The organism is Pantoea cypripedii (genome assembly GCF_002095535.1).
In the GTDB taxonomy this organism is placed as follows: Bacteria; Pseudomonadota; Gammaproteobacteria; order Enterobacterales; family Enterobacteriaceae; genus Pantoea; species Pantoea cypripedii.
In genome coordinates, this window is record NZ_MLJI01000001.1 from 2,034,074 (window position 1) to 2,049,110 (window position 15,037).

At 57.2% G+C, this 15,037-nt stretch carries 15 protein-coding genes; 8 read left to right on the forward strand and 7 right to left on the reverse strand.

The genetic code is table 11. The features are described 5' to 3' along the window. Positions 1 to 205: 205 nt before the first annotated feature. The 7 genes from HA50_RS09485 to HA50_RS09515 all read left to right on the forward strand — a co-directional run bounded on the left by HA50_RS09485 (position 206) and on the right by HA50_RS09515 (position 6,381). Positions 206 to 988, forward strand: coding sequence for an SDR family oxidoreductase (locus HA50_RS09485; protein WP_084874628.1), 783 nt, complete (start codon positions 206 to 208; stop codon positions 986 to 988). Beyond that, positions 988 to 1,365 (forward strand): nuclear transport factor 2 family protein, encoded by a 378-nt coding sequence (locus tag HA50_RS09490; RefSeq protein ID WP_084874629.1) that lies wholly within the window; start codon positions 988 to 990, stop codon positions 1,363 to 1,365. Before HA50_RS09485 ends, HA50_RS09490 begins: the two co-directional genes overlap by 1 nt. A 17-nt stretch (positions 1,366 to 1,382) precedes the next feature. Further along, positions 1,383 to 2,243 carry a fumarylacetoacetate hydrolase family protein gene (locus HA50_RS09495; RefSeq protein WP_084874632.1) on the forward strand — a complete coding sequence of 287 codons (861 nt, stop codon included), beginning with the start codon at positions 1,383 to 1,385 and terminating at the stop codon, positions 2,241 to 2,243. Then, positions 2,240 to 3,466 carry a DUF3500 domain-containing protein gene (locus HA50_RS09500; protein ID WP_244193570.1) on the forward strand — a complete coding sequence of 409 codons (1,227 nt, stop codon included), beginning with the start codon at positions 2,240 to 2,242 and terminating at the stop codon, positions 3,464 to 3,466. Before HA50_RS09495 ends, HA50_RS09500 begins: the two co-directional genes overlap by 4 nt. 210 nt (positions 3,467 to 3,676) lie before the next feature. Beyond that, the gene (locus HA50_RS09505) at positions 3,677 to 5,011 is read left to right on the forward strand and encodes a hypothetical protein (protein WP_084874637.1); all 1,335 of its coding nucleotides are present in this window, start codon (positions 3,677 to 3,679) and stop codon (positions 5,009 to 5,011) included. A gap of 12 nt (positions 5,012 to 5,023) precedes the next feature. Then, a complete protein-coding gene (locus HA50_RS09510; protein ID WP_084874641.1) occupies positions 5,024 to 5,410 on the forward strand; it encodes a RidA family protein in 387 nt (128 codons plus the stop codon). Positions 5,411 to 5,559: 149 nt separating this feature from the next. Beyond that, positions 5,560 to 6,381 (forward strand): DUF2218 domain-containing protein, encoded by an 822-nt coding sequence (locus HA50_RS09515; protein ID WP_084874644.1) that lies wholly within the window; start codon positions 5,560 to 5,562, stop codon positions 6,379 to 6,381. A gap of 25 nt (positions 6,382 to 6,406) precedes the next feature. On the opposite strand, the gene hpaI is transcribed toward HA50_RS09515, so the two are convergent. The 7 genes from hpaI to hpaD all read right to left on the reverse strand — a co-directional run bounded on the left by hpaI (position 6,407) and on the right by hpaD (position 13,665). Continuing rightward, entirely contained in the window at positions 6,407 to 7,171 is a 765-nt protein-coding gene (hpaI, locus tag HA50_RS09520) for a 4-hydroxy-2-oxoheptanedioate aldolase (protein WP_084874647.1), read from the reverse strand. Between the two features lie 7 nt (positions 7,172 to 7,178). Continuing rightward, a complete protein-coding gene (hpaH, locus tag HA50_RS09525) occupies positions 7,179 to 7,982 on the reverse strand; it encodes a 2-oxo-hept-4-ene-1,7-dioate hydratase (protein ID WP_084878449.1) in 804 nt (267 codons plus the stop codon). A gap of 2 nt (positions 7,983 to 7,984) precedes the next feature. Beyond that, a complete protein-coding gene (locus HA50_RS09530) occupies positions 7,985 to 8,860 on the reverse strand; it encodes a fumarylacetoacetate hydrolase family protein (RefSeq protein ID WP_084874649.1) in 876 nt (291 codons plus the stop codon). A gap of 120 nt (positions 8,861 to 8,980) precedes the next feature. Further along, a complete protein-coding gene (locus HA50_RS09535) occupies positions 8,981 to 10,027 on the reverse strand; it encodes an amidohydrolase family protein (protein ID WP_084874651.1) in 1,047 nt (348 codons plus the stop codon). 20 nt (positions 10,028 to 10,047) lie between these two features. Beyond that, complete coding sequence (locus tag HA50_RS09540; protein ID WP_084874654.1) at positions 10,048 to 11,334, reverse strand: FAD-dependent monooxygenase; 1,287 nt, start codon at positions 11,332 to 11,334, stop codon at positions 10,048 to 10,050. 26 nt (positions 11,335 to 11,360) lie between these two features. Further along, positions 11,361 to 12,587, reverse strand: a complete 1,227-nt coding sequence (locus tag HA50_RS09545) for an MFS transporter (RefSeq protein WP_084874656.1) — start codon at positions 12,585 to 12,587, stop codon at positions 11,361 to 11,363. Between the two features lie 64 nt (positions 12,588 to 12,651). Next, on the reverse strand, positions 12,652 to 13,665 hold the full coding sequence (gene hpaD / locus HA50_RS09550; protein WP_084874657.1) for a 3,4-dihydroxyphenylacetate 2,3-dioxygenase: 1,014 nt from the start codon (positions 13,663 to 13,665) through the stop codon (positions 12,652 to 12,654). A gap of 289 nt (positions 13,666 to 13,954) precedes the next feature. On the opposite strand from hpaD, the gene HA50_RS09555 reads away from it, so the two are divergent. Further along, entirely contained in the window at positions 13,955 to 14,953 is a 999-nt protein-coding gene (locus tag HA50_RS09555) for an alpha/beta fold hydrolase (RefSeq protein WP_084874659.1), read from the forward strand. The last annotated feature ends 84 nt before the right edge of the window (positions 14,954 to 15,037 follow it).

Sequence of the window (15,037 nt, forward strand, 5' to 3'; positions counted from 1 at the left end):
TGCGGTTGTAGGCAAGAATGCTGATAACCGCACATTCCCCCCCCGATCAAAACACTTCTCATTTTCACATCCTGTTAACGATCCGTGACCCGCCTCTTAGTTTTGCAGCGTCGAGCCGTGCAATATTCTGACATATCGCAATACTAGATATATCTAATTATTCGTTATCGCACCGTCATCCACGTCATCAATGCAGGGAGAAATCATGGATCTGGGCATACGCAATAAAATCGCTTTTGTCTGCGCGTCGTCACAGGGGCTGGGGCTGGCGTGTGCGCAGGCACTGGCGGCAGAAGGGGTGCGCGTCACGCTGAACGGGCGTTATGAAGCCAAATTGCAGGACGCTGCTCAGCGGTTGCGTGAGGAAAATCCAGCGGCGGAAATCAGCTACATCTGCGCGGATTTAACCAGCGAGGCCGGGCGTAGCAGCATCATCAGCGCTTTACCGCAGGTTGATATCCTCGTTACCAACAATGCCGGGCCACAGCCTGGGGCATTAACGGACTGGGAAGCGAGCGCGTTGCGTGAGGCGATGGAAGCCAACTTTATTCCTGCGATTCAGCTGATCCGCGCCTGGCTGCCTGCCATGCAGACACAGGGCTTTGGCCGCATTATCAATATCACTTCGGCGATGGTGAAAACGCCACATTACATGATGGGGCTCTCCACCTCGGCGCGTGCGGCGTTAACCGCGATGTGCAAAGCGATCAGCCAGGACGTGGTGCGTGACAACGTCACCATAAATAACCTGCTGCCGGAGCGGATCGATACACCACGCCAGGAATTTATGCTGCAACGCCTGATAGCCAAAGAGGGCATCAGCCGCGAAGAGGCACGCCAGAGGAATGTGCAATCCATTGCCGCCAGACGCTACGGCACACCGGCTGAATTTGGTGCCGCCTGTGCGTTTCTGTGCAGCCAGCAGGCCGGGTTTATTTCGGGTCAGAACCTGCAACTGGATGGCGGCTCCTATCCGGGGTTGATCTGATGACTGAGCTGATTCATCAATTGCTGGCGTTTGAACAGCAGCGGCAGCGCGCGCTTATCGAAGCGGATTTAACCGCGCTGGAAAACATGCTGGCAGCGGATCTTATCCATATCCACAGTACCGGCATGGTGCATAACAAAGCGCAGTTTCTGGCGCATGTGAAACGGATGGGGGGATTTGTGGCTATCCAGCGTGACCCTCCGGAAATTCGTATCGAAGGTGATATCGCCATCCTGACGGGCAACACCCGTAACCGGGTGCGGCGGCTGGAAACCGGTGAAGAAGCAGAGCGTTACGGCTTCTCGACGCTGGTACTGCGCCGTATCGCCGGTGGCTGGCAAATTCTGCTCTCGCAGTTAACCCCTCATCAGGTCTGACAGCAAAGGAAAACAGCATGAAACTGGTACGTTTTACCGAACAGGGCCGCACCCGCATTGGCAAAGTGGTGGGGGATCAGGTGATTGATCTCTCTGGTGTACCTGGTGTGGGGGATTCCATGCGCCAGCTGCTGGCAGGATTAACGCCGCTGCGCCCGCGCCTCGCAGCAGCAGGTTCTCCGGCCTTCGCGTTAAGTGCGGTACAGCTGGAAGCGCCAATTCAGGACGCGCAGAAATTTCTCGGCATTGGCATGAATTACCGCAAACATGCGGAAGAAGCGCGTCAGGCGGGCATTCCGATTCCGCAAAGCCAGCTGTGGTTTAACAAACAGGTTTCCTGCATCAACGGGCCGTTCGCACCGGTGGTGAAACCCGATGCCAGCAACAAAATGGATTACGAAATCGAACTTGGCGTGGTGATCGGCAAACGCTGTCGTCACGTTAAAGCCAGTGAGGCGGCAGGCGTGATTGCCGGTTATCTGATCGTCAACGATGTCTCGGCGCGTGACTGGCTGCACAAGTCACCGACCTTCACACTGGGTAAATCCTTCGATACCCATGGTCCGATCGGGCCGTGGATCACCACTGCCGATGAAATCCCCGATCCCCTGCGGCTGGAGATGAAGTTGTTCGTCAATGGCGAACTGCGTCAGCATGCCGACAGCGGCGACATGATTTACGACATCTATGAGCAAATTGCCTATCTCTCGACGGTGATGACGCTGGAGCCGGGCGACATTCTGGCGACTGGTACGCCCTCCGGCATCGGTGCGCCGACCGGACGCTTTTTACAACCCGGTGATGTGATGCGGCTGGAGATTGCAGGCCTCGGTCATATCGAGAATCCGGTGGTTGCCGAAACCTGCCAGGAGGCATGATGACCCGTGACAACTTTCGTGATTACCTGATGCCTGCGGATGCCGAACGTATCGGGCTGGCGCGCGGTGTCGATCTGCAAACCTATGGTGCGCGGATGCTGGCTACCGACAAAGCGCAAAAACTCAGGGCGCACTGGCAGGCGATGCTGGATGAAACTTTTCGCGGTATCACCAGCAATGGCGAAGTGCAGCCGGATCTGTTTGCCCTGCGCGATGAAGGGTTTGCGGTGGAGGAGGCGGTCAGGGCGGCACAGGCATTATTGTCCACGCTGGATAGCGCGCAACAGCAGCAGGTGAGTTATGCCATCGACGCCAAACAGTGGCGTGCCTGGTACAACCCGGAAATTCCTTTCAATGATTATGGTGTCCGGCTGGATGAAACCGCCGCGCCAACCCGTGAAGCTTTCTGGTCCTTACTGCAAAGCTGCACCAGCGCACGCGGTTTCCGCAAAGTGCAGCAGGTGATGGATGCCAACCATTTTCTCGGTGAACTCTACGATCTCACCCACATCATGAACCGCTGGAGCTTCCATTTTCTGCTGTTTGGCACCCCCTCGACCACGCAGCCGTGGGGTTGGTCGATCTACGGTCATCATGTGGCGTTTTGTTGCTTTATCAGCGGCAGGCAACTGGTGATTGCGCCGACCTTTTTTGGCGTTGAACCCAATGTGATCGAACGGGGTGATGCCAGCGATTGCGTGCTGTTCCGTGAAGAGGAGCAGCTCGGTCTGGCGTTGATGCAATCCCTTAGCAGCGATCAACAACAACGCGCCACCATTTATGCGTTGATGGAAGACCCGTTGATGCCTGCCGAACGCTTTAATTTTGCCGATCAACGCCATCTCGGTGGCGCGTTTCAGGATAACCGGGTGATCCCGCTGGAAGGGGTATGCGTGGCGGAGTTTACCCCGGCGCAGCGCGCCAGCCTGATGGCGCTGGTGGCGGTATTTGTCGATTTTCTGCCGGATGGCCCGCGAGCCTGGCGTCTGCGCCAAATCGAAGACCATCTGGATGACAGCTGGTGGAGCTGGATTGGCGGCCACGGTGATGACGATGTGTTTTATTACCGCCTGCAAAGCCCGGTGGTGATGCTGGAGTTTGATCATCACAGCGGCATGTGGCTGACCAATGAGCAACCGGCGCGTTTCCACATTCACACCATCACCCGCATACCCAACGGCAACGACTACGGCAAGGCATTGCTGTCGCAGTTGCAGAAGTAATCTCAGGCTGCAAAGCCTGAACTCCTGTCGTACCGGGTGACGTCGTTTTGCCCGGGTAACCCAAAGTGTCAATTGACCGTTCCCTCACGGGACGCGGATGGTTTCGCTGTGCCTAAAAAAGGTCGGCATTAATGCCGACCCTACAAGGACGTAGGGTGCGCATTGATGCGCACCTGCAAACCCTACACATTATTACGAGGTTATCAGGCAATGCATGTTCAGAAAAAAACCAAAATTGCTGCATTAACCGTAGTGCCTCTGGCGTTGTTCTGCGGTAACTGCTTTGCGGAGGCAGCACCTGCATCTGACTCCGACAGCTTTAATGACTGGCTCACACAAGGCAATATCTCGGGCGAGCTAAAAACCATGACCTTCTTTAAAGAATTTAGCGGCACTCTGCCCAATAAACGCACCAGCTCGGCGGGAGGGGATATCCAGTACCGCAGCCCGCAGGCGGCGGGATTTAGCGTGGGATTGGGGGTCTATGGGGCCTATAACTTTGGATTAAACAACGACGATCCGGAAAAGACCGAGATCTATCTGCCATCCGAAGACGTGACCGTGCTGGGTAAGGCCTTCCTGCGTTATCAGGGATATGGCTTTGATCTCCAGGGCGGACGTATCGGGCTGGATACGCCCTTCGCCAATGAAGGTGAAGGCTGGACCATGATCCCGGCGCTGTATGAAGGGTTTGGCGGCAGCTATGCCCTGAATAACACCGGCGACTTCCGGCTGAATGCGTACCGCATTTATCGGTTCAAACCCGAAAGTTCGGACGAATTTGGCAAAGGCGATGCCGGTGCCCCTGAGATTGAAGACACCAGCATGCCATCGGTGGACAGCAATGGCTTCACCACCGTGGGCCTGCGCTATGGGCAGCAATGGAACACCCTCGCCGAAGCCTGGTATTACAACTTTGATAAACGCGCCCAGCTGGGTTATGGCGGGGTGCAACTGCCGGTCTCCGCGCTGAAGTTTGGTAACTGGACGCCGTACTGGGGCGCGCAATATCTGCATGAATGGGACGCCAGCGATCAGGCGTATCCCTATCACAACATCGATACCGACCTTTATTCCGGGCGTATCGGCATGAAAACGCGCAATCACGATCTCTATTTCGCCGCGACCTATGTGCCGCGTAAAGAGGATGCCTTCCTGAGTGGGGGGTTCTTCGCCCCTTATAGCTACGGCATTTATGACCATACTCCGCTGGAGAGCGGTCAACCACTGGTTTCGATGGTCACCACCAACCAGCCCGGTAAGGCGTTTGCCCTGCGCTATGCGTATCACGACGAGAAGTACCTCGGGGTGTTTGGCCTGACGCGGCTGGAACTGGAAGACTCCAGCGGCATTTACTATCCGCTGCCGGCCGAGAATATCAACGCGGCCTTTATGATTCTCGGTTACAACGTCACGCCACGCCTGCATCTGGAATTCGAGTTTGACTACGTCCATTCCCCTAATGAGGTGACGGGCAACTATCACGCCGAGCGCCTGCGTCTGGTGTACCGCTTTGGCGCGAAAATGGCGGATGACGATTATTAATCAGGAGGCAATATGGCTACACGCGAAAGCATTTATATCGACGCTTTTCCCCATGCGAATCCGATCCCGGCTGCGTGTCGGGTGGGATCGATGCTGTATTCCGGGGTGATTTATGGCCGGGACCCACAGACGCAGCAGGTGCCCGCCGATTTGGGCGAGCAGTGCGCGCTGATGTTCCGGCATATGGCGAGCATCGTCTGTGCGGCAGGCGGCAGCATGGAAGATGTTATCAAGGTGACGTTATGGATGCAGGATAAAACCCAGCGCGAGGTGGTGAATCGCTACTGGCTACAGGCTTTTCCGCAGCCACATTCACGCCCGGCACGTCACGCGCTGGAGGGCAACTTCAGCGGCAATACCTTAATTCAATGCGACTTTATTGCCGTGCTGGCACGCTAATCCCCTGATAGCGGGCAGTATTTGTATCTGCCCGCCGCTTTCTCTATATTGCCTGTGAGTCATATCCATCTGGACTATATCGAAAATTTCGATATATTTAAATTCAGTGAGATTTGTGTGGTTATTCAGGTAACAGCGCGGGGGCAGACATGGTCGGACAGAGCGAATTGGACACGCAACCTGCGGGTGGCAAAACGGGCCGCCGGGCGCGCGCCTTTGATTATGGCGAATTACGTCTGTTATTGCTGGCAATTATCGCCAAACAACCCAGCCATGGCTACGAACTGATTCATGAAGTCAACGAACGGCTGGGCGGCACCTATAAACCCAGCCCCGGCGTACTCTATCCGGCCTTAACCTGGCTCTACGATCGCGGCTACGCCGAAATCGATTTAGAGAAAGGTGGACGCAAACGCTACACCATCACCGAGGAAGGGAATGCATTCCTCAGCGCCAATAAAACCGTGATTGATATGCTGGTGGCGCGCGTGGTGCCGAAGGGGCAAGGGCACGGCAAGTCACCGCAGGCGATTGTGGAGGCGATGGATCATCTGAAACGTGCACTCAGCCTGCGCGCCAAAATGGAACCGGTAGCGGAGCAGGTAGTGACGCGTATCGGAGAGATTATCCATGTCGCGGCCAACCAGATCGAAGCCCTGCTCAATGCGCCGATGCTGAGCGATGGGGCGGCAACATGCGTGGCCAATATCGTCACCCCTAACGGTGAGCGTTTTCTGCGCCGCCTCGGCAGCCATTTTCAGCATCGCACGCCGGTGGTGATGGATGAAAACAGCGGCCATTTCCGCATGAGTATGGGCGAAGTGCGGATGGAAGCGCTGGACGGCATTTTTCGTGTCACCTTAACCGCGCTGAATGACGAAAAACTGATTGAGATGCAACATATTCTGGTGCGTCATCTGGAAGAGGCCGCAGTGCGGGAAACGCTGGACGTGGTGTGGCAGCCAGCCTGACCCGCGCCGCCACGGTTTTGTGCAATTAACGGAAATCCGCCGCCAGTGCCGAGGTGGCTTTCACCAGCAGCCCGACATCACTGCCCACCGCGACAAAGGTGGCACCCAGCGCCAGATAACGCGCACAAAGTTTCGCATCGGCACTCAGAATCCCCGCCGCCTTGCCATGTGACTGAATGCGCAGCAGCGCCGCTTCTACCGCCTGCTGTACCTCAGCGGCGGCGGGTTGTCCCGGATAGCCCATATCTGCCGCCAGATCGGCCGGACCAATAAACACCCCATCGACACCCTCAGTGGCGGTAATCGCATCCAGCTGCGCCAGGCCCGCACGGCTTTCCACCTGCACCAGCAGACAAATCTGCGCATTGGCGGTGGTCAGATAATCCGGCGTGCGGTTAAAGGCCGAAGCCCGTGCCAGCGCCGCACCCACACCGCGTATGCCGTGCGGCGGATAGCGCACCGCTTTCACCAGCGCCTGCGCCTGTTCTGCACTCTCCACCATCGGGATCAGCAGCGTCTGCGCGCCAATATCCAGCAGCTGTTTTATCAACCAGGGGGCATCCATCGGTGCACGTACCACGGCATGTGCCGGTGCTGCCGCCAGTGCCTGGAGCTGGCTCATCAGCAGCGGCACATCATTGGGCGCGTGTTCACCATCCAGCAGCAGCCAGTCAAAACCGGCAGCGCCGCAAATCTCGGCGCTGTAGGGGCTGGCCAGTGCCAGCCACAGGCCAATCTGCGCCTGTTTGTGTTGCAAAGCCTGTTTAAAACCATTGATCGGTGCGGACATCGTTGCCTCACGCAAAGTAGCAGCTGACCGAGCCATGACGGCCATAGTCAGCATGGATGGTATCGCCATGACGGGCCTCAATCGGGCGGATAAAGGAACCGGCCAGCACAATCTGTCCGGCGGCGAGGTGGTCGCCATACTGCGCCAGCCGGTTTGCCAGCCAGGCAATGCCGCGTGCCGGATGGTTCAGCACTCCCGCCCCCAGCCCGGTTTCCTCAACGGTGGCATTACGCGACACAATCGCGCCCAGCCAGCGCATATCAACGTTTTCCGGGGAAAATAACTGGCTGCCCAGCACCACACCGGCATTGGCGGCGTTGTCGGACACGGTATCGACGATGGTGCGCGCTTTGCCACTGGCGGCATCGCTGCGCACGATGCGGGTATCCAGAATTTCCAGCGCGGGTAACACGTAAGCCGTCGCCGCCAGCACCGCTTCGACATCCACATCCGGCCCGTGTAACGGTGACTTGAGTACAAAGGCCAGCTCCGCTTCAATACGCGGCTGAATAAAACGTTCGGCGGGAATGGTGGCACCATCGTCAAACACCATATTGTCGAACAACACGCCGGAGTCGGGGGTGTCGATGTTCAGGGCGTATTGCATCGCTTTTGAGGTCAGGCCAATTTTCCAGCCAATCACCTTGCGCCCCCCCTCAATCTTTTGCCGCACCCACGCCTGTTGCACCGCGTAAGCATCGTCCAGCGTCATCGCCGGGAAGCGCAGCGATAGCAATCCGGTCTGACTGCGGCTGTGTTCGGCCTGATCGAGCGCCTCTACGGCGGTTAATAATTCGCTCTGGCTCAGCATCATCACACCTCATCCTGAACGGTATTACGCAGGGTGCCGATACCCTCGGCATGCACTTCAATCACATCGCCCGGTTTCAGCCAGACGGGAGGATCAAAACGCGCTCCAGCCCCGGTGGGGGTGCCGGTAAAGATAATGTCGCCGGGATTGAGCGGAATAAAGGTGGAGATATAGGCGATGATCCAGCTAAACGAGAAGGTCATATGGCGGGTACGATCGTCCTGACGCAGCTCGCCATTCACATGGGTGGTTAAACGAATATCAGCCAGCTGTGCGGCATCGCTGAACGGCACCAGCCACGGGCCGATTGCCCCGGAGCGATAGAAGTTTTTACCCTGGGTCACGTTAAATTTGCTGTGGCGCACCCAGTCGCGCACCGTCCCTTCGTTACCGACGGTAATGGCGGCGATATGGTTCAGCGCCTCACTTTCAGCAATGCGGCGACCGGCTTTACCTATCACGATCACCACTTCACCTTCGTAATCGAGTTGCTCGCTCTCGGCGGGGCGCAGCAACGGTTGCTGATGGCCGGTGAGGGACTCGATGAAGCGCACAAACATCGACGGATAATCCGCTGCCGTCTGCCCGTCTTTATATTCCGCGTTGCGGTTGGGATAGTTGACGCCGATGCACAGGATTTTACCTGGCTGGCTCAGCGGCACTTCGTACTGAATATCGGCCAGCGCGTAATCCACCGGCAGGTTTTGCGCCTCAGCCGCCAGGGACGCCAGCGCCTGATCGGCAATCACCGCATCCAGCGTCGGCCAGCGTGTGCCAAAGCGCGGCGTAAGATCGATAACACCGGCACCGCTGATCAAACCATATCCCTGCAACCGACCTTTGTCGGCTGAAAAACGGATAAATTGTGGTCGTTCCACGGGTTTTCTCCTTCTTTTAGCAAAAATACGGCGAGCAGAAGCCCGCCGCTCCCAGCATGGTGGCTGAGCAGTGTTCAAGACACAGGAGGGTTTACGGCGTTGACGCAGCGCCGTGGCGCGTTATGCCAGGTTAAACATGCGCGCGGCGTTGCCGCCCAGAATATTGGCTTTATCCTCAGCGCTGATATCCAGACCTTCGATGGTTTCAATGCCCTTGAAGAACCAGTCTTTACGGATCGGATAGGAGCTGCCGTAGAGGATATTTTTGCCGCCAATTACCTTCACCGCGGCTTCCAGCTGCGCTTTACCCCATTGCGGCGCACCGGAGGTGTCGAAGAAAATGTTGTTGCTCAGCTGCGCGCGCAGGTTGCCGGTGCCGGTCTGGAAACGATCGACGGCATCGTTGAACTGATGTTGCGGCGGAACCAGCATATCGGCGAAGGCATAAAACGCGCCGCCCAGCATGGAGTGGATAAAGCGCAGGTTGGGCAGCTCATCGAACATGCCGCTGAACAGCTCGCGACCCACCGCTGTTGCCTGGTCAATGCAGCGACCAAACTGACGACGCTGGTTGGTGTAAGGCAGCACCGAGTTGAAATCCACCGGCAGCGGCGTGTGGTGCACCACCACCGGGACGCTCAGGTCGTTGAGGAATTTCAGGTACGGACGGAATGCCGCGTCGTCGAGGTAAATCTGGCCGTAGTGGGCGACGATCTGCGCGCCACGGAAGCCCAGCTGATTCAGGCAACGATCCACTTCGCGCAGGCAATCTTCGGTGCCCCACGGCGGCACCACCGCCAGCGCCGACATGCGGCCTTCACTGCGTTGCACGTATTCGGCCATGCGGGTGTTGACCTCTTTGCAGGTCTCCAGGTCCAGCCACTCCTGCCACACCGGCAGACGGAAAATGGCGTGATCAACCCCGGCTTTTTCCATGTCAGCCAGCTGGCTTTCCAGCGTGTATTGCCCTTCGGCGTAGTTCAGGTTAACGAAGCCTTTCGGCTGCTCGATGATCAGCTGGCTCAGTTCTTTGCCTTCGATTTTCTCTACGCGGGTATGCACGCCATATTGTTTCGGTACGCAGTTGAGAAATGAATTCAGCAGCTTCTTGTCAGAAAACAGCTCGCCTGGCAGCCAGTGCATATTGGCATCGATGATCTTGCTCATAGTCAGTTCCTTTATCTCAATTATTTAGGGGTGGCAAAAACCGATTGGTACTTCGTCGGTTGGTCGGTCTCTTTTTCTGTCGGAATGCGCATACCGGCTTTGGCGTGGTATTCGCTAAAAATCGACAGGGCTTCTTCATGGGGAAAGATTTTTTCGATGTCGTCGAACGGCTTACCGCCGCTGCGTTCCTCGACGATACGGCGTACCACTTCCGGGCCTTCGCCGCGTGATGCCAGCACCAGCCAGTTCACTTTTTCACGTCGTTCCAGCTCGTAAGCCTGCAAGGCGGCAACCGGGTCACTGATACTGGCGAGTTTCTCCGCCACCACGCGCGCATCGACAAAGGCCTGGCAAACGCTGTTGCCACCGCGTGGATACATGGCGTGCGCGGCGTCACCGAGCAGGGTGATGCGGCCAAACGACCATTGCGGCAATGGGTCATGATCGATCAACGGGAACAGATAACATTCGCGGGCGTTGCGGATCATCGCGCTGACATCGAGGAAATCGAGCTGGCAGTCATCAAATACCTGTTCGATCTCTTTGACGCCGGTTTCCTGGTTCCAGTCTTCTTCGGTTTGCGGCTTCTCGTCCTGTTCAATCACCCAGTTCACCAGCTGGTTGCCCTGACCATCGACGTTGTTCTGAATCGGATAGACGATCAGCGTGCCCTGACGAATCGGGTCGCCGATGTGCAGAATGCTGCCGCCAGTTTTGAACGGCGGCATCACCGTGACGCCGCGATACAACGTCAGGCCGGAGAAGTGGCTGCGGGCGGATTCCGGCAACAATTTGCTGCGTACCACCGAACGGATACCATCCACGCCAATCACCACATCGGCACGCACGCTGTTCGGCGCATTGAGGTTTAAGCGGGTATCGAAATGGACGGTCACGCCGCTGTCATCCTGCTCGAAATGGCTGCAACGACAGCCGAGGGTGATGGCGTCAGCGCCCAGACGTTGCTGTACCGCTTTGTACAGCATCATTTGCAGGTGGCCGCGATGGACAAAACGCTGGTCATAGTCGTAGCCCATATGCTTGCCGCACTGCTCGCCGAAGATTTGCTGACCGTAGCCGGTGTAAAAAATCGATTCTTTCGCTTCCACCGAGATGTCGACAAAGGCGTCGTACAGGCCCAGCTCGGTGATTTCTTTTACCGCGTACGGCTTGATATCAACGCCGACGCCCAGCGGTTTAATCTCGGCCACCGCTTCAAACAGGCGGGGGCGAAAGCCCTGCTGATGCAGGCGCAGAGCGGTTGCCAGTCCGGCCGGGCCAGCACCAATAATGACGATATCCAACATGATGACTTCCTCTTGTTATTCAGCGTTCAACTATGACTTTTCAGGGTATTGGTTTTGAGGTCGTGACCGGTTTGCCGCTGCACATCGCGCAGCCAGATCGGCAGCCCTGCCAGACACACCACCAGCCCGGCGATCACCAGCAGCGCCAGCGACTGCGGGTCTTCGCTGCTTTGCGCGGCGATAAACAGCGGCGGGCCTAAGAACACGCCGACCAACGTCAGCTGGGTGATCAGCCCGCTGGTGGCCCCAATGCTTTCGCGTGAGGGCGCGACCACCGGGGCCAGTGCCCACATGCCCACCAGCAGGCCACTGCCAAACATAAACACCCACGAGGCAACGACGGAAACCATAAAGCCGAGCGGCAGGGTGTAGATCGCCAGAGCAGGCGCACCGGTGAGAATCAGGCCGACCACGCCAATTGCGGCGGCTTTCACGCCCCGGTTCAGCATCGCGCCGACCATCAGGCAGCCGATGCCGTTGCACACCATCGCCACCACGTTCCAGTGCGCGACTTCCAGCACCGGCACGCTGTAGCGTTTGGCAAGATAAGGGGCGAGGGTGGAGATAATGCCGGTCTGCAAAAAGGCGTCGGCACCGAATGAAATGCCCAGCAGGTAGATCAACGGGCTTCTCAGTACCGCGCGTAAACCACGGGTACGCGAGAACTGCGCTTTCTCCTCAGCGGTGCGGCGCGGCAGACTCACGGTGGCGACAAACGCCAGCGCCAGGGTGAGGGCCGAATGCGCCACGAAGGCGGCTCGCCAGCTGCCAAAATGCTCCGCGAGGCCCGCTGAGAGAAACGGCAGCAGGAAACTGGCGGGGACAAATGTCGACCACAGCGCCATCGCCATATTGCGTTGTTTGCCAGTGGTGATGCGGATCAACAGCGTCACCGCCGCCACGGCGGTTAATACATAACCGATGCCGGTGATGATGCGTCCGGCCAGCAACAGATTGAAGGCCGGGGCGGCGACCACGCAGATATCGCCTGCGACAATCACCACCGCACCTGCCAGCAACACCACCCGGTCACCGATCCGGTCAACGAGGTAACCCGCCAGCAGGGCGCCGAGCGCCACCATCAATGACGGCAGCGACATAATCAGCCCGATCTGGCTGTGTTCAAATACCTGGAACTCTTTGGCGATGGAACCTAACTCGGTGACTGCTTCACTGACGGTCATCGCCGCCATTACGCCAAGCGCATAGGCGACCAGAATTCTGACCAGCGGATTTTGAATGAATGTACTCACGATCCTTTCTCCCAATGGCTGATTTCATAACGTGCTCAGGGTTTACCGGGGATGGCCGGTACGCCTAACCATCATTGGCAAGGGCGAGAAAGCGCTCCAGCGTGGGCGGATCGACGGGGATTTCCGGCTGAATAACCGGGACATGGGCGAAAGGCGTCGCTTCGGTGAACCATTTGTTTTGCGCCGGTAATCCCCACTGATCGGCGCGTTTGGGATCGGCCAGGTTCCAGCCGAGGGCCGGTTCGATATCGATATGCTGGTAATGGGTATTAAACAGCTCGATACGATGTCCATCCGGATCGCGGAAGTAGACAAACAACGCGCCACTGATACCGTGGCGGCCCGGGCCGCGTTCGAGCTGTGGCGCGTAACCCAGCGCTCCGGCCACATCGCAGGCGCGGATCATGTCGTTGGTATCTGGCAGGGTGTAGGCAAAATGATGCAGACGCGGCCCCGGCCCCTGGGTAAAGACGATATCGTGCGGATTCCCCTTGCGTTGCAGCCAGACGCCCCACAGATGCTGATCCTGCTCAACCTGAGACCAGGTATATTCACTGACGCGAAAACCCAGCGGTTGATAGAACGACCAGGCCTGGCGCACATCGCTGGTCTGGAGCTGGTAATGATCGAGACGCTGGGCGCTGGCACCACGGTAATGCTGATACTGTTTCAGCATCCGCTCACAGGGTGCCATGGACGCGCAAAACTCCAGCGGTACGCCAACATTGTCACTGACATGCAGGGTCAGGCCCTGATAAGGTCGCTCCACCACGGCGGTTTCCCGGCCCTGTAAGGCAAAATATTCTTCCGCTTTGTAGATATCGTCATCGCTGCGCACCCGCATGCCGATGCGAGCACAGTGAACATCCGGCGATTTTTTTAATACCAGGCTGTGATGGCCGCGTTCTTCCAGACCGCGCAGATACACGCTGGAATCATCCTCGTCACTGACCACCAACCCGATGAGATCGGTATAGAACTGTTTGCTGACCGCAAGGTCGCGAACGTTCAGGACAACATGACTGGCACGCGTCACGTTGAAAGGTGGCTCCAGAACCAACTCGTCGATCTGTGGCATGGGTATGTTCTCTCTTTCAGATTAAACCAAGGGTAGCGCTGTTGTAATAAATTTAGATATATCGTGTTAATAGATATATCTCATAATATTGCCGCGATAGGAGATCGCGCGCACAGTTCGAAGGGAAAATTTTGGAAAGTTGTGAAGGCGCTTTGTATCGCACTGTATCTGCGTCGCTCACCAATACATCGCGAGGCAAAAAACCGGGTTGTCAGAAACAACCCCAATACATCGGCATGGTGTTATGTAGGCGTTGTCACTCATCAATCAAATTTCTGGAGATACCGCCATGTTTCGTAAACCCTTGCTGGCTACATTGATCACCGCGACTGCGCTGTTTGCTGCCACCCATGCCGCTGCGGCAACCCCGACCGAAGCCGATTATGCGCAGGCGTTTCACACCATCCATCAGGTGAAAGCTGGGGTGCTGAACGTCGGCTATGTCGATATCGGTCCGCGCGATGGACAGCCGGTGATTCTGCTGCACGGCTGGCCTTACGACATCAACAGCTACGCCAGCGTCGCGCCACAACTGGCGGCGCGTGGTTATCGCGTGATCGTGCCGTATCTGCGCGGTTATGGTTCCACCCGTTTTCTCTCCGCCAGCACGCCGCGTAATGGACAACCCTCAGCGCTGGCTGCCGATACCGTGGCGCTGATGGATGCGCTGGGCATTAAACAGGCGGTGTTTGCCGGTTTTGACTGGGGCGCACGTACCGCGGATATCGTGGCGGCACTGTGGCCGGAGCGGGTCAAATCCCTGGTTTCCGTTAGCGGTTATTTGATCAGCAGCCAGCAGATTGGTGAAAAACCGCTGCCCCCGCAGGCCGAGCTGCAATGGTGGTATCAGTTCTATTTCGCCACTGAACGTGGCCGTGAAGGTTATGCGAAAAATACCCATGATTTCGCCAAATTAATCTGGCAGCAGGCGTCCCCAGGCTGGAAATTCAGCGATGCCACCTTTAACCAGAGCGCTCAGGCGCTGGATAATCCGGACCAGGTGGCCGTCACCGTCAGCAACTACCGCTGGCGTATCGGGCAGGAGAAAGGCGAACCGCAATATGCGGCGTATGAGAAAAAACTGGCCACTCTGCCGGTGATCAGCGTGCCGACCATTACCATCGAAGGGGATAACAACGGTGCGCCCCATCCGGCTCCGGCGGCGTATCGGGCCAAATTCAGCGGCAAATATGAACATCGCACCTTTAGCGGCAATATCGGACACAATCCACCGGCAGAAGATCCGCAGGATTTTGTCAAAGCGGTGGTTGATGCCGCAAAGATGTGATTTTGTGGTAATAATTTGTTTTCGGACCGGTATTTTGTACCGGTCTTTTTTGCATTCATCCTTTTAAGCTGACTGATGACAGGG

Coding starts and splice junctions, on each gene's coding strand:
- HA50_RS09515 (WP_084874644.1), top strand. CDS start 5,560: ATGGTCGGACAGAGCGAATTGGACACGCAACCTGCGGGTGGCAAAACG.
- HA50_RS09510 (WP_084874641.1), top strand. CDS start 5,024: ATGGCTACACGCGAAAGCATTTATATCGACGCTTTTCCCCATGCGAAT.
- HA50_RS09555 (WP_084874659.1), top strand. CDS start 13,955: ATGTTTCGTAAACCCTTGCTGGCTACATTGATCACCGCGACTGCGCTG.
- HA50_RS09500 (WP_244193570.1), top strand. CDS start 2,240: ATGATGACCCGTGACAACTTTCGTGATTACCTGATGCCTGCGGATGCC.
- HA50_RS09495 (WP_084874632.1), top strand. CDS start 1,383: ATGAAACTGGTACGTTTTACCGAACAGGGCCGCACCCGCATTGGCAAA.
- HA50_RS09535 (WP_084874651.1), bottom strand. CDS start 10,027: ATGAGCAAGATCATCGATGCCAATATGCACTGGCTGCCAGGCGAGCTG.
- hpaI (WP_084874647.1), bottom strand. CDS start 7,171: ATGTCCGCACCGATCAATGGTTTTAAACAGGCTTTGCAACACAAACAG.
- HA50_RS09505 (WP_084874637.1), top strand. CDS start 3,677: ATGCATGTTCAGAAAAAAACCAAAATTGCTGCATTAACCGTAGTGCCT.
- HA50_RS09485 (WP_084874628.1), top strand. CDS start 206: ATGGATCTGGGCATACGCAATAAAATCGCTTTTGTCTGCGCGTCGTCA.
- HA50_RS09490 (WP_084874629.1), top strand. CDS start 988: ATGACTGAGCTGATTCATCAATTGCTGGCGTTTGAACAGCAGCGGCAG.
- HA50_RS09540 (WP_084874654.1), bottom strand. CDS start 11,334: ATGTTGGATATCGTCATTATTGGTGCTGGCCCGGCCGGACTGGCAACC.
- hpaH (WP_084878449.1), bottom strand. CDS start 7,982: ATGCTGAGCCAGAGCGAATTATTAACCGCCGTAGAGGCGCTCGATCAG.
- hpaD (WP_084874657.1), bottom strand. CDS start 13,665: ATGCCACAGATCGACGAGTTGGTTCTGGAGCCACCTTTCAACGTGACG.